The sequence below is a fragment of the Caulobacter sp. GW821-FHT12A07 genome (genome assembly GCF_058807655.1).
This window is the reverse complement of the sequence record NZ_JBXAQX010000003.1, coordinates 76,827-96,843: the sequence shown is the minus strand read 5'-3', so window position 1 is coordinate 96,843 and position 20,017 is coordinate 76,827. Positions and strand designations below refer to the sequence as shown.

Here is a 20,017-nt window from a genome sequence, read left to right as displayed (position 1 = left end):
CCCGAGTCCCGGAAGGGGCGCGGCCTTCTGCGACGCTAGACCGGGCTTTGCGGCGGCGGCCAATGCGGTGTTCTCATGTCGGATATTGCCGCCGGTAAAGCTGGGCGCGGCGGCGGTGCTGGCAGGGCGTCCAGAAATTCTGCCAACCCGCCCGGCGCGGCCTCGTCTAAGGCGTAATTCCTAGCGTCGCCATCGGGTTTGGCTTTGCTTTGGAGACCGTTCGATGATCGACGCCGCAGCCGTGTCCCAGACCGCGGGTCAGACGCCCGCCCAGACCGCCGCCGAGCGCCGCCGCTGGCTGCTGCTGGGCCTGATCATCTTCGCCGGCATCCTCAACTATGTGGACCGGCAGGTGATCGCGGTGCTCAAGCCGATCATCGAGCAGGACATGGGCTGGAGCGACGCCGACTACGGGCGCCTCGCCTCGCTGTTCCAGTTCTCGGCGGCGATCGCCTTCCTGTTCACCGGCGGCATCGTCGACAAGCTCGGCGTCAAATGGGCCGCGCCCGTCGGGGTGGCGACCTGGAGCCTAGCAGCCATGGCCCATGGCGGGGCCAACACCATGCTGCAGTTCTCGGCGGCTCGCGTCGCCCTGGGCGCGACGGAGTCGATGGGCACGCCGTCCTATGTGAAGACCATCGGGGCGCTGTTCTCGGCGCGGATGCGGTCGGTGGCGTTCGGCATCTCCAACGGCGCCTCCAATATCGGGGCGATCGTCACGCCGCTGCTGCTGCCGCTGCTGTCGGCGGTGGTCGGCTGGCGGGCCTCGTTCGTGGTGGTCGGCGCGCTCGGTTTCCTCTGGGTGGCCCTGTGGTTCGTCTCGACGCGCGGCTTGCAGCTCGCGCCCGACAAGCCGGTCGAGGTCGCGGGGCAGCCTACGGGCAAGATTGGCCTGAAGGTCCTGCTGTCGGACCGTCGCACCTGGGGCGTGGCCGGCGCCAAGGCGCTGTCCGACCAGGTCTGGTGGCTGCTGCTGTTCTGGGCCCCGGACTTCTTCCATCGGGTCTTCCACGTCGGCATGCACGACATCGGCAAGCCCCTGGCCGTGGTCTACGGCTTCGCGGCCGTCGGCTCGGTGTTCTCCGGCTGGATCGCCTCGCGGCTGCTGGCCCGGGGCCTGTCGATCAACACGGTGCGCAAGGGCTCGATGCTGGTCTGCGCCCTGCTGGTGACGCCGGTGCCGCTGGCGGTGCTGGTCGACAACTACTGGCTGGCGGTGCTGCTGCTGGGCCTGACCCTGGCCGCGCACCAGGGCTTCTCGACCAACATGTTCGCCACCATCGCCGACATCACGCCCAAGGATCGGGTGGGCTCGGTGACCAGCTTTGGCGCCTTCTGCGGCAACCTCGCCGGCATGGGCATCGTGCTGCTGGCGGGCGAGCTGCTCCAACGCGGCGCGGGCTACCTGCCGCTGCTGGCCATCGCCGCCGTCTCCTACCTGATCGCCGTGGCCTGGCTGCAAATCTTCGTGCCGCGCCTCCAGGCCGCCCAGGCTTGATCGAGAGAGTATCCATGTCGCAAGACACCACCACCCGCGGCGTGCTGCTGGCCGCCGAGGGCCTGGACAAGCCGTTCCACGCCGTCTCCTGGGACGCGTCGAGCGAAGAGGTCGCATCGCCGCTGCCCAAGGACCTCGTTCTGAAGGCCAAGCCCGGCGTGAAGCCGCGCAACATCGTCGTAGTGCTGACCGATGACCATCGCTTCGACGCCATGGGCTTCACCGGCGCCCAGCCCTTCGTCGAGACCCCGGTGCTCGACCGACTGGCGGCGCAGGGCGCGCACTTCAAGAACGCCTTCGTCACCACGGCCCTGTGCTCGCCGTCGCGCGCCACGATCTTCACCGGCCTCTACGCCCACCAGCACCGGGTGGTGGACAACAACCACCCGATCCGGCCGGACGTGACCTTCTTCCCGGAATATCTGCAAGCGGCCGGCTATGAGACCGCCTTCATCGGCAAGTGGCACATGGGCGTGGAGGGCGACGACCCGCAGCGCGGCTTCGACCACTGGATCAGCTTCAAGGGCCAGGGCGACTACTGGCCCAACGGCGATGGGTTGAACATCAACGGCGAGCGCGTGCCCCAGAAGGGCTATCTGACCGACGAGCTGACCGACTACGCCATGGACTGGCTGGAAGCCCGCGACGGCGACAAGCCCTGGCTGCTGTTCCTGGCCCACAAGGCCGTGCACGCCGAGTTCATTCCCGCGCCGCGCCACCTGGGCCGCTACGACGACGCCGAGTTCCGCTATCCGGAAAGCCTGAACCTGCCCCCCGAGCAGGCCGAGGGCCAGCCGGTCTGGGTCAAGAACCAGCGTAACAGCTGGCACGGGGCCGATTTCCCGTACCACACCAACCTGGACCTGGCGCACTACTACAAGCGCTACGCCGAGACGATGCTGTCGGTCGACGAAGGCATCGGCCGCGTCCTCGACCACCTGGAAGCCAAGGGCGAGCTCGACAGCACCCTGGTGCTCTACATGGGCGACAACGGCTTCGCGTTCGGCGAGCACGGCCTGATCGACAAGCGTACGGCCTATGAGGAGTCGATGCGCATCCCGATGCTGGCGCGCTGCCCCGAACTGTTCCCGGGCGGGACGGTGGTCGAGCAGGTGGTGGCCAATCTCGACATCGCGCCGACCCTGCTGGCGGTCGCCGGTCTGGAGGCGCCCGAAGGCCTGCAAGGCGAGGACATGCTGCCCCTGACGCGTGGCGAGGACGTGCCGTGGCGCACCGAGCTGCTCTACGAATACTACTGGGAGCGCAACTTCCCGCAGACCCCGACGGTCCACGCCATCCGCCAGGGTCGCTACAAGTACATCCACTATCACGGCGTCTGGGACATCGATGAACTCTACGACCTGCAGGCCGATCCGAACGAGACGGTGAACCTGATCCACAGCCCGGGCCACGAGGCGGTGGTCGCGCGCCTGACGGAGCGATTGTTCCAGCGGCTGGAGGAGCAGGACGGCCTGTCGATCCCTCTGCCTTTGCCTGTGGGAGGCCGCCACTTGCTGCGCGACGCCGACGGGGCGGTTCCGGCCGACTTCCCGGCGGTGCTGCTGAAGGCCCGGGAGTAGGCGAAGTCAGGCGGTTGGTGTGACGCTAGGGAAGCCTTGCCGCCCTTAGGAAATCCGAGGATCGGCCAAGAATATCTTTCTACTCCCATCGGATTAGTAGGAATACGAACCTTCCCCTGGAAGCCGACGCCGAACGCCGGCCCTTGGGGATATGCCATGACTGTTCGTACCGCCGCCCGCCGGGGCCGCGCCCACACCTTGCGCCTGGCCCTGCTGGCCGGTGCCGCCTTTCTCGCCACCGGTTCGGCCGCGCTCGCCGCCGACGCCGGCGCCGACTCCAACACCGTTGAAGAGGTCAAGGTCACCGCCCGCTATCGCGAGGAGTCGGTGACCAAGGTGCCGGTGGCCATCAGCGTCGTGTCGGGCGACGCGGCCGCCGCCAAGAACCTCAACAACCTGCAGGACATCGCCTCGACGATCCCGACGGTCGACTTCCGCACCGGGGCCTCGAACAAGGACCGCACCGTGTTCATCCGCGGCGTCGGCACCATCACCACCTCGCCGGGCGTCGAGCCCTCGGTCTCGACCGTGATCGACGGCGTCGTGCTGTCGCGTCCGGGCCAGACGACGCTCGATCTGGTCGAGCTGGAACGCATCGAGGTGCTGCGCGGCCCGCAGGGCACGCTGTTCGGCAAGAACGCCTCGGCCGGCGTGGTCAACATCGTCAGCAAGAACCCGGGCCCCGACGCCCACGCCTTCGCCGAAGCCGCCTGGTACGAAGGCGACGAATACCGCCTGAAGGCCGGCGTCTCGGGTCCGCTGATCGACGGCAAGCTGGGCGCCAGCCTGTCGATCCTGAAGAGCGGCTGGGACGGTAACGTCAAGAACGTCACCACCGGCCAGACGGTGAACGGCTACGACCGCTTCGGCGGCCGCGCCAAGATCGTCGCCACGCCGAGCGACGACCTGACCCTGACCTTCAGCGCCGACTTCAGCCGTTCGGACGAGGATCCGCCGACCGGCGTCTTCGCCTCGAGCGACCGCGTGGCCTATCCGACCAACGTCGTGACGGCGAACCCGACCCTGGTCGCGGCCCTGGCCGCCTCGGGCATCACCGCGGGCGCCAACAACACCAAGACCAACGCCGACGTCCGCAGCTTCGTCGAGGACCGCAACGGCGGCGTCTCGGCCCAGGCGGACTGGAAGGTGGGCGATTTCACGATCACCTCCATCAGCGGCTACCGCAGCTGGAAGAACCACCAGCGCCAGGACTTCGACCAACTGGCCGTGGCCACCGCGGCCATCCCGACCGCTTTCGATGACGGCAAGGTGGACTTCAGCCAGGTCTCGCAGGAACTGCGCATCACCTCGCCCAAGGGCGGGCTGATCGACTACGTGGCCGGCCTCTACTACCTGAAGGCCGAGACCGACGAGGTCTATCGCCGCGACCTGACCCGCATCGTCTCGGGTTCGGCGGTCAGCGACTATGGCGTCGCCCGCTACGGCACGCGCGGCGTGAACTACGCGATCTTCGGCGAGGGCAACATCAACTTCACGCCGAAGTTCCGCGCCATCCTCGGCGCCCGCGCGATCCGCGACGAGCTGAGCTACTACCATGACCGCCAGGCCACCACGACCGTGGCCCTGACCGGCATCCGTCCCAACCACACGAGCGCGGGCTCGCTGGAGAAGGACGGCTGGAGCGGCCGCGCCGGCCTGCAATACGACGTGGCCGAAACGGTCAACGTCTATGCGACCTACTCGCGCGGCTACAAGGGCCCCGCCTACAACACCTATTTCAACATGCAGGCGATCGACGAGATATCGCTGAAGCCCGAGACCTCGGACTCGTATGAAGCGGGCATCAAGGGCACGGCCCTGGGCGGCCGCTTCGTCGGCGCCCTGGCGATCTTCAAGACCGACTACGAGAACTACCAGGCCAACTTCACCGACGTGGCCGGCACGCCGGCGGCGATCGTCAGCCGTCTGATCAACGCCGGTTCGGTGTCCAGCCAGGGCGTCGAAGGCGACTTCACCCTGCGTCCGGCCCAGGGCCTGAAGCTGGGCTTCTCGTTCGCCTACACCGACGCCACGGTCGAGCACTTCAACTGCCCGACCGGCGCCGCCAGCAGCTGCAACATCGACGGCCAGCCGCTGCCCTTCGCCCCGAAGTGGAAGACCTATACCGACGTCGAGTACCGCACGCGCCTGAACAGCGCCTTCGACGTCGTGCTGTCGACCGACTACAGCTGGAAGGACGACACCCAGTACTCGCTGGCCGAGACGCCGGACACCATCCAGAAGGCCTACGGCATCTGGAACGCCGGCGTCGGCCTGGTCGGCGTCGAGAACGGCTGGACGGTCCGCGCGGTGGTCAAGAACATCGCCGACAAGTCGTACTCGCCGTACTTGGTCTATGGCGGCCTGGCCGGCGTGGTCCGCTACGTGCCGCGCGACAACGCCCGCTACTGGGGTCTCTCGGTGCGCAAGGAGTTCTAAGGGTCTGAAACACTTCTCCTAACTTCCCGTCATTCCCGCCCTCGTGGCGGGAACCCCTGGGTCCGCTCGCACGTGAAAATGCGGCGGACCGCAGGCGGTCCGCTTCACTCGCACCTGCGGCTGAAAGAGGGTTTCCCGCCACAGGGGCGGGAATGACGGGAGTAAAAGAGTTTCTCAGAACCCCAGTTCAGCCAGCGTCACCACCCGCTTCTCGCGGGCGCTGATCTCGGCGGCGGTTCCGATGGCCACGGCCATCAGGCCGTCGCGGGCGGTGACGGCGGGGCTTCCGCCGTCGCGCACCGCGTCGAGGAAGGCCCGCAGCTGGTAGAAGGTCGAACCATGGTGGGTGCCCGCCTTCATCGCCGCCTCGTCGACCGGCACGTGCTCGCGGACCATCTTCTTGGGCGAGCCCAGCGGCACGCGCGGGGCGAAGACCAGGTCGCCGGGCGGGATCAGGGCTTCCAGCCGGGCTTCCGAGCCCGTGGCGGTCAGGGTCTCCTGCTCCTCGACGCCCTCTGCGAACATGCAGAGGTCCAGCATGGCCCGCACGCCGTTGTCGAACTCGACGACGGTGTAGCTGTTGTCGATGATGTCCGGCGTCCTGCCGTCGTAGCGTTCGTCCAGGTGGTTGACGTCCATGGCCCCCGAACAGAACACCGAGACCGGCTCGGCCCGCGTGATCAGGCGCATCAGGTCGAAGAAGTGGCAGCACTTCTCGACCATGGTGCCGCCGGTGTTGGCGGCGAACCGGTTCCAGTCGCCCACCTTGACCAGGAACGGAAAGCGGTGCTCGCGGATCGACAGCATGGCCAGCTTGCCGACGTCGCCGGCGTGCACCCGGCGGATGAATTCGGCCGCCGGCGGCATGAAGCGGTATTCCATGGCGGTCCAGAAGAGGGCGCCGGTCTTCGCTGTGCGCGCATCGGCGGTTTCGGCCGCCCAGCGGGCGTCGGCCAGGTCGCTGCAAAGCGGCTTCTCGCAGAGGATCGCCACATTGGTCGCCAGCGCCGCTTCCAGCACCTTGCGATGGGTGAAGTTGGGCGAGACGATGATCACCGCGTCGAGTTCGACCTTGGCCAGCATCTCGGCGCCGTCGGCGAAGGCCTCGACGTCCTTGGCCTTGTCGCCCAGGGTCGCCCGCGCCCAGTCCAGCGAGCCCGGCGTCGGATCGGCGATGGCCGCCACGTGGGCGTCCGGCATCAGTTCGAGGTTGCGCAGATGCTCGTTGCCCATCATGCCGACCCCGATCAGACCGACCTTGAGCTTCTCAACCATCTTCAAATCCCCCGAACTGAAAGCATGTACCCATGAGTGAGAGCCGCCAGTCACACGAACCCCGTCCGCTCGGCAAGAGCGGTATTTCCGTTTCTCCGCTGGCCTGGGGGATGTGGCGTTTCAAGGGGGAATCGGTCGCCGACGCCCGCCTGCTGGTCGAGACCGCGCTGGAGAGCGGGATCACCCTGCTGGACACCGCCGACGTCTACGGCGCCGACACGCCCTACGGCTTCGGCTCGTCGGAAGTCCTGCTCGGCAAGGTGCTGCGCGACGCCCCGCACCTGCGTGAGAAGTTCGTGCTGGCCTCCAAGGGCGGCATCATCCTGGGCGTGCCCTACGACTCCAGCGCCGACTATCTGGTCGCCGCCTGCGAGGCCTCGCTTCAGCGCCTGGGCGTCGAGAAGATCGACCTCTACCAGATCCACCGCCCCGACGTTCTGGCCCATCCCGCCGAGATCGCCGCGGCCCTGACCAAGCTGCGCGAGCAGGGCAAGATCGACGCCGTCGGAGTGTCGAACTATCTGCCGAGCCAGGTGGCGGCCCTGCAGGCCCACCTGCCGTTCGCCCTGGCCAGCATCCAGCCCGAGTTCTCGCCCCTGACCATCGAGCCGCTGTCGGACGGCGTGCTCGACCAGGCGCTGGAGCGTGACCTGGCCGTGCTGGCCTGGTCGCCGCTGGGCGGCGGCCGGCTGGTGGGGCAGGGGACCGACGATCGCGGCCGCGCCGTGATCGAGGCCCTCGACGTCATCGCCCGCGAGCAGCTTGTCGACCGCGCCGCCGTCGCGCTCGCCTGGATCATGGCCCACCCGTCGCGGCCGATCCCCATCGTCGGCTCGCAGACGCCCGAGCGCATCAAGGCCTCGGCCGACGCCCTGCGCGTGAAGCTGAGCCGCACCCAGTGGTACGCGATCCTCACCGCCAGCCGCGGAGTTCCCCTGCCGTGAGCACCCTTCCTCCCTGCGAAGTCTCGTGGTTTTCGGCGCTCTGCGACGACGACTACGAGTTCCTCGGCGTTCCCGATCCGGCGCTGAAGGCCTCCTACGCCCACTGCCGCGACATCGCCTTGGCGGCCGAGAGCGGCGGGTTCGACAACCTGCTGCTGCCGTCGGGCTACAATCTCGGCATCGAGGGCGTGGCCTTCGCTGGCGGCCTGGCGCCGATCCTGCGTAAGCTGAAGCTGCTCCTGGCCATCCGCTGCGGCGAGATGTGGCCGCCGCAGCTGGCCCGCCAGATCGCCACCCTGGACCAGATGCTGGAGGGCCGCCTTACCCTCAACATCATCTCCAGCGACCTGCCGGGCGAGACCCTGGCGTCCGGGCCGCGCTACGCCCGCACGCTGGAGGCGATGACGATCCTGCGGTCTCTGCTGAACGGTGAGAGCATCGATTTCCAGGGTGAGTTCTACAAGCTGAAGCTCGATCCGCCGCGCCTGCGCACGGTCTCGGGCAAGTGCCCGCCGTTCTATTTCGGCGGCCTGTCGCACGAGGCCCGGGAGGTCGCCGCCCACGGCGCCGACGTCTACCTGATGTGGCCCGACCGCATGGAGGTGGTGAAGGAGACCATCGAGGATCTGCGCGCCCGCGCCGCCGCCCATGGCCGCACCCTTCGCTTCGGCTATCGCGTCCACGTCGTGGTGCGCGAGACCGAGGAAGAGGCGAGGGCGGCCGCCGACCGGCTGCTGTCCAAGCTCGACGCCAAGGAAGGCGAGGCCATCCGCGCCAAGTCGCTGGACGCGGCCTCGTTCGGCGTGCGTCGCCAGGCCGAGCTGCGCGAGGCTTCGGCGGGCGACGGCTATGTCGAGGACAATCTGTGGACCGGCATCGGTCGGGCGCGGTCGGGCTGTGGCGCGGCCATCGTCGGCGATCCCGATCAGGTGCTGGCCAAGATCAACGCCTATCGCGAGATCGGGCTCGAGGCCTTCATCCTGTCGGGCTACCCGCACATCGCCGAAGCCGACCTCTTCGCGCGGCACGTGCTGCCGCACCTGGACCACAGGCCGCTGTTCCGCTGAGCCGGTCCGGACGGATCGTCCGGTTGCGGATCGCTTGATCGTTGTCGCCCGCCGGGCGCCCCTCGCGTGGGCGTTCGGCGGCGAAGCGGCGTTTCCGATGACCGTGCGCTTGACGCGGCGGGCGCTGCGCTATGGGTTACTCATGTTACACGCAGCACGAGTAACCCGACTTCATAGATTTCTAGCCTTATCAGCTTCCGACTTTTCAGAAAGGAGGCGGCCAGCGAAGTCGTGGTGCGCGATCAGTCAAGAACTGGTCAGGCTGCATATTAAATCATCTCATTTGCGCCACCCGGGAACACGAAGAAAAGTGGGCTGAGTAAATGGCGATTTCTGTTTTTTGACCTGGGGTCGGGAGTCAGGCTCGTCGGGTCAATAGCAGGGGATAGCCATGACCAAAGCCCAATCGAAACCCGTCGTCGCGTCGCGCTGGAAGCTGGCCTTGATGGCCGCCAGCGTGTTCTGCGGCGCGTCGCCGGCCCTGGCCCAGGAGAGCGCTCCCGAAGAAGTCGACGCCATTGTGGTCACCGGTCGTCGCGTGTCCGAGGCCAGCGTCGCCATCGGCACCGACCAGGCCACGGCCACGGTCTCGATCACCCGCGAGGCGCTGCTGTCGGCGCCGGCCGGTGTCACCGGCCTGAAGATGCTGGAGAGCCTGCCGGGCTTCAACGTCCAGGCCAACGACGCCTTGGGCATGTACGAGTTCGGCAACTCGGTGTCGGTGCGGGCCTTCAACTTCCAGCAGATCGGCTTCCTGCTCGACGGCATTCCGATGGGGCGCAGCGACCAGTTCGGGGGCAGCCCGATCTACCGCTATGTCGACAACGAGAACCTGGCCCGCGTGCAGGCCTCGGCCGGCGCCGGCGACGTCGCCCTGCCCAGCTACGCCTCGCTGGGTCCGATCGTCGACTACTTCACCAAGACGCCTGACGCCGAAGCCGGCGGCTCGGCCAGCCAGACCTGGGGCGAGGACAACCTGCGCCGCAGCTTCCTGCGCCTGGAGAGCGGCAAGATCGGCAATCTGTCGGGCTATGTGGCTGGTTCGTGGGTCAAGGGCGACCTGTGGCGCGGCCCCGGCACGATCAAGCGCGAGCACTACGAGGGCAAGGTCGACTACGCCTTCGAGAGCGGCGGGAACCTGACGTTCCAGACCGTGCACAACGACTATTACGACTACGACTCCCCGTCGATCACCAAGGCCCAATACCTGGGCACGGCGGGTGACGCCTTCGGGCGCAAGGGGCGCGACTTCGCCTACCTCGGATACGTGCCCAGCCTGGCGGCCACGACGACCGGGGTTCCCTATTCGAACGCGCTCTACAACCAGTACTACAAGTTCGCGGTCAACGCTCGGCAGGACCACCTCTACGGCCTGTCGCTGAACAAGCCGATCGGCGAGAACTTCGAGATCCGCTCGACCGCCTATTACGAGGACAAGGGCGGCTACGGCGTCTCGCCGGAGGCCTACGCCACCTCGCTGGCCAGCTACAACGCCGAGAAGGCCTACGTCTCGGGCCTGACCGCGCCCAAGGGGTTGCAATACGGCCTGTCGGGCGTCGACGGCATCCGCAAGGGCGTCGCGGTCGGTGGGACCTGGCGGACGGGCGCCCACACCGTCCAGGCCGGCGTCTGGCTGGAGAAGGACGACTACCACCGGACCCAGGCGCGCTATAACACCGTCAACGGCGACCCGGACGGGACGCCGCTGCTGAACGAGCCGGTGCACCTGCAGCGCAACTACGTCTCGACCCGCGAGACCACGCAGTTCTTCCTGAAGGACACGATCAAGCTCCTCGACGACCGCCTGAAGGTCGAGGTCGGCTTCAAGTCGACCGACATCGACTACAAGATCAGCGGTTATCGCAACCCGGCCGACTACATCGCCCAGCGCAAGCCGACGATCACCGACAACTGGAAGGACGGCTTCCTGCCGCAGGTGGGCCTGGTCTACTCGATCAACAGCCGCGACCAGGTGTTCGCCTCCTATTCTGAGAACCTGGCCCTGCCGCGCGGCGCCGACGACATCTTCTCTGCGGCCAGCCCGAGCGTGCCCGGACCCGAGCCGGAGACCTCGCAGAACCTGGAACTAGGCTACCGCGCCAACCGGGCGACGTTCAACGCCTCGGTCGTGGTCTACTACACCGCCTTCGACAACCGGCTGCAGTCCTACGCCTCGGTGGTGCCGGGCAGCACGACGACCGAGACCTTCTACCAGAACGTCGGGGCCGTGGAGGCGCACGGGGCCGAGTTCAGCGGCCAGTGGAAGCCCGAGCTGCTGGGCGGCAAGATCTATTTCAACACCAACCTGTCGTACAACCGCGCCGAGTTCGAGAACAACTTCGGGACCAACGCCATCGCCGGCAACACGCTGCCCGACTTCCCAACCTGGCTGTTCCAGGGCGGGGTGACCTGGGAGCCGGTCGACTGGGCCGTGGTCAACGTCTCGGCTCGCCATCTCAGCGACCGCTACACCAACATGACCAACACCGAGAAGACCGACGGCTACACCATCTGGAACGCCTATGTGGATCTCGGCGACGGTTTCGGCGTCGGGCCGCTGAAGCAGGTCAAGGCCCGCATCAACGTCGATAACATCTTCGACGAGGATTACCTGGGCACGATCAGCACCACGGTGAACACCGCCGCGACCTTCCGGCCGGGCTCGCACCGGACCTTCCAGGTCACGCTGTCGGCCGACTTCTGATGCGAAAGACGCCGCGGGCTGGGCCCGCGGCGTCCTTTTTGTTCGAGCTGACGGCTTCGATCAGGCCTTGGGCGCGGCCTTGCGCAGCCGGCGGCGGCGGTCGATGGTCAGGGCGATCAGGGTCGCGACCGCGCCGGAGGCGAGGTAGAGCCCGATAGCCGGCAGGCCCCAGAAGCTGGCCAGGGCCAGGGCGGCCAGGGGCGCGAAGCCCGCGCCGATCAGCCACGACAGGTCCGAGGTCAGGGCCGCGCCGCTGTAGCGGAACTTGCGCAGGAAACCCGAACTGACCGCGCCCGACGCCTGGCCGAACGACAGGCCCAGGATCGCGAAGCCGATCACGACATAGGCGGTCTGGCCGACGCTGCCGGCGTCCAGCAGCCACGGGGCCGCCAGGCTGAAGATGCCGATCAGCACGGCCGACAGCGCCAGCTGGTTCTGGCGGCTGATGCGGTCGGCGATCCAGCCGGAGACCATGATCCCGACCACGCCGACCAGGGCGCCGGCCAGTTCGATGCGCAGGAAGTTCAGCGCCTCGCCGCCGTCGTCGTGCAGGCTGACCCATGACAGCGGGAACACCGTCACCAGGTGGAACATGGCGAAGGTGGCCAGCGGGGCGAAGGCGCCGATGATCACGTTGGAGCCTTGCGCCTTCATCAGGCTGGTCAGCGGAACGGGGCTCAGCTGGCCCTTTTCGAACAGCTGGCCGAACTCCTCGGTGGCGACGATGCGCAGGCGGGCGAACAGGGCCACGACGTTGATCGCGAAGGCCGCGAAGAACGGGTAGCGCCAGCCCCAGTCGAGGAAGTCGGCCGAGCCCAGGCTGGCGACGAAATAGGCGAAGAGGCCACTGGCCAGCATGAAGCCGAACGGCGCGCCCAGCTGCGGGATCATCGCGTACCAGCCGCGCTTCTTTTCAGGCGCGTTCAGCGCCAGCAGCGAGGCCATGCCGTCCCAGGCGCCCGCCAGGGCCAGGCCCTGGCCGATGCGGAAGGCCGCCAGGGCCCAGATCGCGGCGGCGCCAGCCGTGGCGTAGCCCGGCAGGAAGCTCATCGCGGCCGTCGAGCCGCCCAGAAGGAAGAGGGCGATGGTCAGCTTCACGCCGCGGCCGTAGTTGCGGTCGATGACGCCGAAGATCGCCGAGCCGATCGGGCGGGCCACGAAGGCCAGCGAGAAGATCGCGAACGAGCACAGGACGCCCGTCAGCCGGTCCACGAACGGAAAGAAGAGGTGAGGGAACACCAACACCGAAGCGATGGCGTAGACGAAGAAGTCGAAGAACTCCGAGGTTCGCCCGATGATCACGCCGATGGCGATCTCGCCAGGCCGGACGCCCTTGTGGTCGGCGTGCAATCGCCGCGCGTCGCGCTCGAGGCCCGATGACGTCGGCAGTGCGAAATCCTGATTCATGCAGCTACGCGCCTTGTTCCTGTTGTTCCGTCCCAAACTCTTTTCAGCCGCCTTGCCGACGGTCTGAACGAGAGCATGAGACCAACTGCCCCGTTCTGGCAAACGCCTTGATGCGCCTTCGGCTCCTCATTTTCGTGCTGCACTGCGGCGCCCTAGGACAAATGGTCCAATGTCGCGCCCTCCTGCGTTAGACTATCGCGCCGGCCAATGCGTCCGAAGTCCAGGTTCCCCATGATTCCGAGTCCATTGAAGAAGCTCGCCCTGCTGCCCCTGCTGCTCGCCCTGAGCGGCTGCGACTGGGTCGTGATGAACCCGTCGGGCGATATCGCCGTTCAGCAGCGCGACCTGATCATCCTGTCGACCGTGCTGATGCTGGTCATCATCGTGCCGGTCATCTTCCTGACCCTGTTCTTCGCCTGGAAGTACCGGCAGTCGAACGAGACGGCCAAGTACGATCCCGACTGGCACCACTCGACCAAGCTCGAGATCGTGATCTGGGCCGCGCCGCTGGTGATCATCATGATCCTGGGCGCCGTCACCTGGACCAGCACCCACCTGCTCGACCCGTACCGTCCGCTCGACCGCCTGGCGCCGGGCCGCACGGCCGAAGGCGTCAAGCCGCTGAAGGTTCAGGTCGTCGCTCTCGATTGGAAGTGGCTGTTCATCTATCCCGAGCTGGGCGTCGCCACGGTCAACGAACTGGCGGCCCCGGTCGACACCCCGATCGACTTCGACCTGACGGCCTCGTCGGTAATGAACTCGTTCTACGTGCCCGCCCTGGCAGGCCAGATCTACGCCATGCCCGGCATGCGCACGAAGCTGCACGCCGTGATCAACAAGCCGGGCGTGTTCGACGGCTTCTCGGCCAACTACAGCGGCGAGGGCTTCTCGCACATGCGCTTCAAGTTCCACGGCATGAGCCGCGCCGACTTCGACAAGTGGGCCGCCGACGTCCGCAAGAGCGACGGTCGCCTCGACGGCACGCGCTACCTCGTGCTGGAAAAGCCGAGCGAGAAGGTGCCGCCGCAACGCTTCGCCTCGGTCGAGGCCGGCCTGTTCGACAAGGCGGTCAACCGCTGCGTCGAGCCGGGCAAGATGTGCCAGCACGACATGATGGCCATCGACAAGGCCGGCGGCCTCGGCATGGCCGGGACCACCAACGTCACCACCCTCGAATACGACAAGCGGGTTCGGCGCGGGGAGGGCGGCATCCGCTCGTTCGTCGCCGCGCTCTGCGCCCCCAAGTCCGCGCCCGCCGAAGCGCGCTGATCAAAGCCTAGAGATCATCATGTCCCCGGACCTCGTAAAAACGATCTTCGGCCGTCTCACATGGGACGCCATTCCCTTCCACGAGCCGATCCTGCTCGGCACGTTCGCCATGGTCGCGCTGGGCGGTATCACCGTCCTGGCCGCCCTGACCTACTTCAAGGTCTGGGGCTATCTGTGGCGTGAGTGGCTGACCAGCGTCGACCACAAGAAGATCGGGGTGATGTACATCATCCTGGCCATCATCATGCTGCTGCGCGGCTTCGCCGACGCCCTGATGATGCGGGCGCAACAAGCCCTGGCCTTCGGCGACGCCGCCGGCTACCTGCCGCCGCACCACTACGACCAGGTCTTCACCGCCCACGGCGTGATCATGATCTTCTTCGTGGCGATGCCGCTGATCACCGGCCTGATGAACCTCGTCGTGCCGCTGCAGATCGGCGCCCGCGACGTGGCCTTCCCGTTCCTGAACAACTTCAGCTTCTGGATGACGGTCGGCGGCGCGGTGACGGTGATGCTCTCGCTGTTCGTCGGCGAGTTCGCCCGCACCGGCTGGCTGGCTTATCCGCCATTGTCCAATTTGGCGTACAGTCCAGATGTCGGGGTAGACTACTACATCTGGTCGCTGCAGATCGCCGGCGTTGGCACCACCCTGTCGGGCATCAACCTGATCGTGACCATCGTGAAGATGCGCGCGCCGGGCATGAGCCTGATGAAGATGCCGGTGTTCACCTGGACCTCGCTGTGCAGCAACGTCCTGATCGTCGCCAGCTTCCCGATCCTCACGGCCGTCCTGGCCCTGCTGACCGCCGACCGCTATCTGCACACCAACTTCTTCACGAACGACTTCGGCGGCAACCCGATGATGTACGTGAACCTGATCTGGATCTGGGGTCACCCCGAGGTCTACATCCTGGTGCTGCCGGCCTTCGGCGTGTTCTCGGAAGTCGTCTCGACCTTCTGCGGCAAGCGCCTGTTCGGCTACAGCTCGATGGTCTACGCCACGGTCGTCATCACGATCCTGTCGTACATCGTGTGGCTGCACCACTTCTTCACCATGGGCTCGGGCGCCAGCGTGAACTCGTTCTTCGGGATCACGACCATGATCATCTCGATCCCGACAGGGGCGAAGATCTTCAACTGGCTGTTCACGATGTACCGCGGCCGCATCCGCTTCGAGGTGCCGATGCTGTGGACCGTGGGCTTCATGGTCACCTTCGTCATCGGCGGCATGACCGGCGTCCTGCTGGCCGTCCCGCCCGCCGACTTCGTCCTGCACAACTCGCTGTTCCTGATCGCCCACTTCCACAACGTGATCATCGGCGGCGTGGTGTTCGGCATGTTCGCCGGCATCGTCTACTGGTTCCCCAAGGCCTTCGGCTTCAAGCTCGACCCGTTCTGGGGCAAGGTCTCGTTCTGGTTCTGGCAGATCGGCTTCTTCTTCGCCTTCATGCCGCTCTATGTGCTCGGCCTGATGGGCGTGACCCGCCGCATGAGCCACTTCGAGGACCACAGCCTGCAGATCTGGTTCGTGATCTCGGCCTTCGGCGCGGTTCTGATCCTGATCGGCATCATCGCCTTCGTTCTGCAGATGGTCGTCGGCTACCTGAAGCGCGAGCAGTTGGCTGATCCGACCGGCGACCCCTGGGGCGGCCGTACGCTGGAGTGGTCGACCTCGTCGCCGCCGCCGGCCTACAACTTCGCCTTCACGCCGGTGATCCACGAGGTCGACGCCTGGCATGACATGAAGCAGCGCGGCTACGTGCGTCCGACCACCGGGTTCATCCCGATCCACATGCCGAAGAACACCGGCGCGGGGATCATCCTGGCCGGCATCAGCATCGTCGTCGGCTTCGCGATGATCTGGCACATCTGGTGGCTGGCCGTGGCGTCGTTCGTCGCCCTGGTCGGCGGGGCCATCGCCCACACCTTCAACTTCAAGCGTGACTACTACATTCCGGCCGAGGAGGTCGTCCAAGTCGAGGACGCCCGGACCGAAGCCCTGCGGAGCCTCGCGTAACCATGGCCCACGCCCAGACCCTGACCGAAGCGGGCGAAACCCGCTTCCACCTGACCGAGGACCACCATCCGGAGAACGGGACCCTGCTTGGGTTCTGGATTTACCTGATGAGCGACTGCCTGATCTTCGCGGTCCTCTTCGCGTGCTACGCCGTGCTCGGCCGCAACTATGCGGCCGGCCCCTCGGGGGCGGATCTGTTCGACCTGCCCATCGTGGCGGTGAACACCGCGCTGCTGCTGTTCTCGTCGATCACCTATGGCTTCGCCATGCTCTCGGCTCAGGCCAAGAAGGTGCCGGCGACGCTGATCTGGCTGGCCATCACGGGCCTCTTCGGCCTCGGCTTCCTATCGCTGGAACTCTATGAGTTCCATCACCTGATCCACGAGGGCGCCGGCCCGCAGCGCAGCGCCTTCCTGTCGTCGTTCTTCGTGCTCGTCGGCACCCACGGCCTGCACGTGACCTTCGGCATCATCTGGCTCGTCACGCTGATGACCCAAGTCGCCAAGCGCGGCCTCGGCGTCGAGATGAAGCGTCGCCTGATGTGCCTGTCGATGTTCTGGCACTTCCTCGACGTCATCTGGATCGGCGTCTTCTCGTTCGTCTATCTGCTCGGAGTCCTGAAATGAGCGCGGCCAGCCACGATGCGCACCACGCGCACGATGACCACGGTCATGACCACGACGGCGGCGCTCATGGCTCGCTGAAGGACTACGTCATCGGCTTCGTGCTGGCGGTGATCCTCACCGCCATCCCGTTCTGGCTGGTGATGGGCCATGTCCTGCCGAGCAACCAGATGACCGCCATCGCCGTCATGGGCCTGGCGATCATCCAGGTGCTGGTCCACATGATCTACTTCCTGCACATGAACTCGCGTTCGGAAGGCGGCTGGACCATGCTGGCCCTGGTGTTCACCCTCGTCGTGGTGGTGATCACGCTGTCGGGTTCGCTGTGGGTCATGCACAACCTCGACACCCACATGATGGCCCCGATGCCGCATGACATGCGGGAAGTCCCCTGATGACGGCCCGCCGCGGCGGCGCCCGGACGATCGCCCTGGCCGGGCTCTGCCTGGCCTTCACCGCGATCTTCCTGGCGCTCTGCGGCTGGCAGGTCCAGCGCAGGGCCTGGAAGCTCGACCTGATCGCCCGGGTCGAGCAGCGCATCCATGCAGAGCCGACCCCGCCCCCCGGTCCCGACCGCTGGGCGGGGATCAGCCAGGCCTCCGACGGCTATCGCCGCGTACGCCTCACGGGTCGCTTCCTGCACGACCGCGAGACCCTGGTTCAGGCCGTCACCCGCGAAGGGCCCGGCTTCTGGGTCATGACCCCGCTTTCCACCGACCAGGGCTTCGACGTCCTGGTCAACCGCGGCTTCGTTTCCGCCGATCACCGCGCGCCCGGAACGCGTCCGGCCGCCCAGGCCGCTGGTCCGGTCAGCGTCGTCGGCCTCCTGCGCCTGACCGAACCGCACGGCGGCTTCCTGCGCACGAACGACCCTGCCGGCGACCGCTGGTACTCCCGGGACGTTCAGGCCATCGCCAAGGCCAAGGGACTGAGCCGGACCGCGCCCTATTTCATCGACGCCGACGCCACGGCCAATCCCGGCGGCTGGCCGATCGGCGGCTTGACCGTGGTCAATTTCCCCAACAGCCACCTGGTCTACGCCCTGACCTGGTTCGGCCTGGCGCTGCTGACCGGCGGGGCGGCCGCCTATGTTCTGTTCGACGCGCGCCGGAACCGGGTTAAAGAGGCCCCATGACGCCGACCGCCCGCATCCTGATCGCCGGCATGTCGGGCTGGCTTTCAGGGGCGCGGGCCGCGGACAACGCGGCGAACCCCGCCGACGCCATCGCCCGGCAGAATATGCTGCAGCTGATCCACCTGCGCTGGATCGCCGTGGTCGGCCAGGTCGTCACCATACTGGCGGTGCATTTCAGCCTCGGCTTCCAGCTGCCCCTGGCGGCGATGATGCTGGTGCTGGCGGCGCTGGTCGTGCTGAACCTCGCCAGCCTGCTGCGCCTGAAGAGCGCCAAGCCGCTCGGCCCCTACGACCTCTTCTCCGCCCTGGCCTTCGACGCCCTGGCCCTGACCGCCCAGCTCTATTTCAGCGGCGGCGCGACCAACCCCTTCACGACCCTCTACCTGATGCACGTGATCCTGGGCGTCGTCCTGCTAGAGGTCTGGGCCACCTGGGCGATCGTGTTCCTGACCAGCTTCTGCTTCCTGATGCTGGTGGCCTTCAACCGGCCGGTCATCGCCACGGGGCTCAGTGACCAGGCCTTCTTCGGCCTGTTTATCATGGGCATGCTGATGGGGGTGGTGCTGGACGCGGTGCTGCTGGTGACGTTCGTCTCGCGCATCAACACCAACCTGCGCCGCCACGACGCCCACCTGGCCGAGCTGCGCCAGCGGGCGGCGGAAGAGACCCACATCGTCCGCATGGGCCTCCTGGCCTCCGGCGCCGCGCACGAGCTGGGCACGCCGCTGGCGACGCTGGACGTCATACTGAGCGACTGGCGGCGCATGAAGGTGTTCGCCAAGCATCCTGAACTGGCCCAGGAGCTTGAGGACATGCGCGGCGAGGTCCAGCGCTGCAAGCAGATCGTCACCGGCGTCCTGCTGTCGGCCGGCGAGGCGCGCAGCGGCGAGGTCCGGGTCAGCACCCTGCGGGCCTTCATGGACGAGGTGGTGGCCGACTGGCGCGCCACCCGCAACAGCGATGTCCTGACCTACGAGACCGATCTCGTAACCCCAACCTCGATCGTCGCGGAATCGACCCTCAAGCAGGTGATCCACAACGTGCTCGACAACGCGCTGGACGCCTCGCCCGAGGCGGTGCGTCTGCATGCGAGCGTCAGCGGCGGGCTGATCGTCATCGAGGTGGACGACGACGGTCCGGGCTTCGCGCTCGAGACGCTGGAAAACTTCGGCAAGCCCTACAACTCGACCAAGGGACGGGCAGGGGGCGGCCTTGGCCTGTTCCTGGTGGTCAACGTGCTGCGCAAGCTGGGCGGCGCAGTCGGCGCCGAGAACCGCCCCGAGGGCGGCGCCAGCGTCGTGCTGACCCTGCCCCTGGCCTCGCTGCAGATCCGGAGGCGTCATGCCCGCTGAGCGCAAGCTGATCATCGTCGAGGACGACGAGAAGTTCGCCGCCACCCTGAAGCGCTCGTTCGAGCGCCGGGGCTACGAGGTGGTGCATGTCCATGGCCTGGAAGAGGCCCTGGCGGCGCTGGAGACCTTCGCGCCGCGCTACGCCGTCGTGGATCTGAAGCTGGCCGGGGAGTCGGGCCTGTCCTGCGTCCAGGCGCTGATCGCCCGTGATCCGGACATGCTGATCGTGGTGCTGACCGGCTTCGCCAGCATCGCCACGGCGGTCGAGGCCATCAAGCTGGGCGCCTGCCACTACCTGGCCAAGCCTTCCAACACCGACGACATCGAGGCCGCTTTCGACAAGCGCGAAGGCGACGCCGGCGCGGCCATCGGCGAGCGCGCCACCTCGCTGAAGAATCTGGAATGGGAGCGGATCCACCAGACCCTGGTCGAGACCGACTTCAACATCTCCGAGACCGCCCGGCGTCTGGGCATGCACCGCCGCACCCTGGCCCGGAAGCTGGAAAAGCGCCGGATCAACTGACGGCTTCGCGCCGTTCTCATCCCTGATGCTCATCCCGATCCCGAGGCCCGCAGGGGCGCCGGGCTCGCCGCGCCACGGCCGTAAGCCGCCGAACAAGCGCCGTACCAAATTGGTCTAAATTGGTATAGGCAATATCGCGGACCAAAAATGGGCTGAGATCTGAAAATTTGTTAGGACAAATGGT

At 66.8% G+C, this 20,017-nt stretch carries 15 protein-coding genes; 13 read left to right on the top strand and 2 right to left on the bottom strand.

Features of this window, described 5'->3' with window-relative positions; translation table 11 throughout:
* The first annotated feature begins 223 nt into the window (after window positions 1-223).
* The 3 genes from AC1RRS_RS07105 to AC1RRS_RS07095 all read left to right on the top strand — a co-directional run bounded on the left by AC1RRS_RS07105 (window position 224) and on the right by AC1RRS_RS07095 (window position 5,517).
* Complete coding sequence (locus AC1RRS_RS07105) at window positions 224-1,498, top strand: MFS transporter (protein ID WP_492854527.1); 1,275 nt, start codon at window positions 224-226, stop codon at window positions 1,496-1,498.
* Window positions 1,499-1,512: 14 nt separating this feature from the next.
* The gene (locus AC1RRS_RS07100; protein ID WP_492854526.1) at window positions 1,513-3,078 is read left to right on the top strand and encodes a sulfatase family protein; all 1,566 of its coding nucleotides are present in this window, start codon (window positions 1,513-1,515) and stop codon (window positions 3,076-3,078) included.
* A gap of 156 nt (window positions 3,079-3,234) precedes the next feature.
* On the top strand, window positions 3,235-5,517 hold the full coding sequence (locus AC1RRS_RS07095) for a TonB-dependent receptor (protein ID WP_492854525.1): 2,283 nt from the start codon (window positions 3,235-3,237) through the stop codon (window positions 5,515-5,517).
* Between the two features lie 174 nt (window positions 5,518-5,691).
* On the opposite strand, the gene AC1RRS_RS07090 is transcribed toward AC1RRS_RS07095, so the two are convergent.
* Complete coding sequence (locus tag AC1RRS_RS07090; protein ID WP_492854524.1) at window positions 5,692-6,792, bottom strand: Gfo/Idh/MocA family protein; 1,101 nt, start codon at window positions 6,790-6,792, stop codon at window positions 5,692-5,694.
* A gap of 110 nt (window positions 6,793-6,902) precedes the next feature.
* On the opposite strand from AC1RRS_RS07090, the gene AC1RRS_RS07085 reads away from it, so the two are divergent.
* The 3 genes from AC1RRS_RS07085 (at window position 6,903) to AC1RRS_RS07075 (ending at window position 11,507) form a co-directional block, all read left to right on the top strand.
* Entirely contained in the window at window positions 6,903-7,736 is an 834-nt protein-coding gene (locus AC1RRS_RS07085) for an aldo/keto reductase (protein WP_492854523.1), read from the top strand.
* Complete coding sequence (locus AC1RRS_RS07080) at window positions 7,733-8,803, top strand: LLM class flavin-dependent oxidoreductase (protein ID WP_492854522.1); 1,071 nt, start codon at window positions 7,733-7,735, stop codon at window positions 8,801-8,803. The genes AC1RRS_RS07085 and AC1RRS_RS07080 overlap by 4 nt, the downstream gene beginning before the upstream one ends.
* Window positions 8,804-9,194: 391 nt before the next feature.
* Window positions 9,195-11,507, top strand: coding sequence for a TonB-dependent receptor family protein (locus AC1RRS_RS07075; RefSeq protein WP_492854521.1), 2,313 nt, complete (start codon window positions 9,195-9,197; stop codon window positions 11,505-11,507).
* A 60-nt stretch (window positions 11,508-11,567) separates the two neighbouring features.
* Here the strand turns inward: AC1RRS_RS07075 and AC1RRS_RS07070 are convergent, their stop codons facing one another.
* Window positions 11,568-12,914 carry an MFS transporter gene (locus AC1RRS_RS07070; protein ID WP_492854520.1) on the bottom strand — a complete coding sequence of 449 codons (1,347 nt, stop codon included), beginning with the start codon at window positions 12,912-12,914 and terminating at the stop codon, window positions 11,568-11,570.
* Window positions 12,915-13,121: 207 nt separating this feature from the next.
* On the opposite strand from AC1RRS_RS07070, the gene cyoA reads away from it, so the two are divergent.
* The 7 genes from cyoA to AC1RRS_RS07035 are packed head-to-tail and all read left to right on the top strand — an operon-like array spanning window position 13,122 to window position 19,833.
* Window positions 13,122-14,183, top strand: coding sequence for a ubiquinol oxidase subunit II (cyoA, locus tag AC1RRS_RS07065; RefSeq protein WP_492854519.1), 1,062 nt, complete (start codon window positions 13,122-13,124; stop codon window positions 14,181-14,183).
* A gap of 19 nt (window positions 14,184-14,202) precedes the next feature.
* Window positions 14,203-16,200 carry a cytochrome o ubiquinol oxidase subunit I gene (cyoB, locus tag AC1RRS_RS07060; protein ID WP_487290920.1) on the top strand — a complete coding sequence of 666 codons (1,998 nt, stop codon included), beginning with the start codon at window positions 14,203-14,205 and terminating at the stop codon, window positions 16,198-16,200.
* 2 nt (window positions 16,201-16,202) lie between these two features.
* The gene (gene cyoC / locus AC1RRS_RS07055; RefSeq protein ID WP_110120518.1) at window positions 16,203-16,826 is read left to right on the top strand and encodes a cytochrome o ubiquinol oxidase subunit III; all 624 of its coding nucleotides are present in this window, start codon (window positions 16,203-16,205) and stop codon (window positions 16,824-16,826) included.
* The gene (gene cyoD, locus AC1RRS_RS07050; RefSeq protein WP_487290922.1) at window positions 16,823-17,218 is read left to right on the top strand and encodes a cytochrome o ubiquinol oxidase subunit IV; all 396 of its coding nucleotides are present in this window, start codon (window positions 16,823-16,825) and stop codon (window positions 17,216-17,218) included. Before cyoC ends, cyoD begins: the two co-directional genes overlap by 4 nt.
* On the top strand, window positions 17,218-17,958 hold the full coding sequence (locus AC1RRS_RS07045; RefSeq protein ID WP_492854518.1) for an SURF1 family protein: 741 nt from the start codon (window positions 17,218-17,220) through the stop codon (window positions 17,956-17,958). Before cyoD ends, AC1RRS_RS07045 begins: the two co-directional genes overlap by 1 nt.
* Window positions 17,955-19,310, top strand: a complete 1,356-nt coding sequence (locus AC1RRS_RS07040; protein WP_492854517.1) for an ATP-binding protein — start codon at window positions 17,955-17,957, stop codon at window positions 19,308-19,310. Before AC1RRS_RS07045 ends, AC1RRS_RS07040 begins: the two co-directional genes overlap by 4 nt.
* Window positions 19,300-19,833: a response regulator transcription factor gene (locus AC1RRS_RS07035; RefSeq protein ID WP_487290925.1), complete on the top strand. Its 534-nt coding sequence runs from the start codon at window positions 19,300-19,302 to the stop codon at window positions 19,831-19,833. The genes AC1RRS_RS07040 and AC1RRS_RS07035 overlap by 11 nt, the downstream gene beginning before the upstream one ends.
* The last annotated feature ends 184 nt before the right edge of the window (window positions 19,834-20,017 follow it).

What these genes read in the sequence shown, in the direction of transcription:
- AC1RRS_RS07105 (WP_492854527.1), top strand. Translation starts at nt 224, where the DNA reads ATGATCGACGCCGCAGCCGTGTCCCAGACCGCGGGTCAGACGCCCGCC.
- AC1RRS_RS07100 (WP_492854526.1), top strand. Translation starts at nt 1,513, where the DNA reads ATGTCGCAAGACACCACCACCCGCGGCGTGCTGCTGGCCGCCGAGGGC.
- AC1RRS_RS07095 (WP_492854525.1), top strand. Translation starts at nt 3,235, where the DNA reads ATGACTGTTCGTACCGCCGCCCGCCGGGGCCGCGCCCACACCTTGCGC.
- AC1RRS_RS07090 (WP_492854524.1), bottom strand. Translation starts at nt 6,792, where the DNA reads ATGGTTGAGAAGCTCAAGGTCGGTCTGATCGGGGTCGGCATGATGGGC.
- AC1RRS_RS07085 (WP_492854523.1), top strand. Translation starts at nt 6,903, where the DNA reads ATGTGGCGTTTCAAGGGGGAATCGGTCGCCGACGCCCGCCTGCTGGTC.
- AC1RRS_RS07075 (WP_492854521.1), top strand. Translation starts at nt 9,195, where the DNA reads ATGACCAAAGCCCAATCGAAACCCGTCGTCGCGTCGCGCTGGAAGCTG.
- AC1RRS_RS07070 (WP_492854520.1), bottom strand. Translation starts at nt 12,914, where the DNA reads ATGAATCAGGATTTCGCACTGCCGACGTCATCGGGCCTCGAGCGCGAC.
- cyoA (WP_492854519.1), top strand. Translation starts at nt 13,122, where the DNA reads ATGCGTCCGAAGTCCAGGTTCCCCATGATTCCGAGTCCATTGAAGAAG.
- cyoB (WP_487290920.1), top strand. Translation starts at nt 14,203, where the DNA reads ATGTCCCCGGACCTCGTAAAAACGATCTTCGGCCGTCTCACATGGGAC.
- cyoC (WP_110120518.1), top strand. Translation starts at nt 16,203, where the DNA reads ATGGCCCACGCCCAGACCCTGACCGAAGCGGGCGAAACCCGCTTCCAC.
- cyoD (WP_487290922.1), top strand. Translation starts at nt 16,823, where the DNA reads ATGAGCGCGGCCAGCCACGATGCGCACCACGCGCACGATGACCACGGT.
- AC1RRS_RS07045 (WP_492854518.1), top strand. Translation starts at nt 17,218, where the DNA reads ATGACGGCCCGCCGCGGCGGCGCCCGGACGATCGCCCTGGCCGGGCTC.
- AC1RRS_RS07040 (WP_492854517.1), top strand. Translation starts at nt 17,955, where the DNA reads ATGACGCCGACCGCCCGCATCCTGATCGCCGGCATGTCGGGCTGGCTT.
- AC1RRS_RS07035 (WP_487290925.1), top strand. Translation starts at nt 19,300, where the DNA reads ATGCCCGCTGAGCGCAAGCTGATCATCGTCGAGGACGACGAGAAGTTC.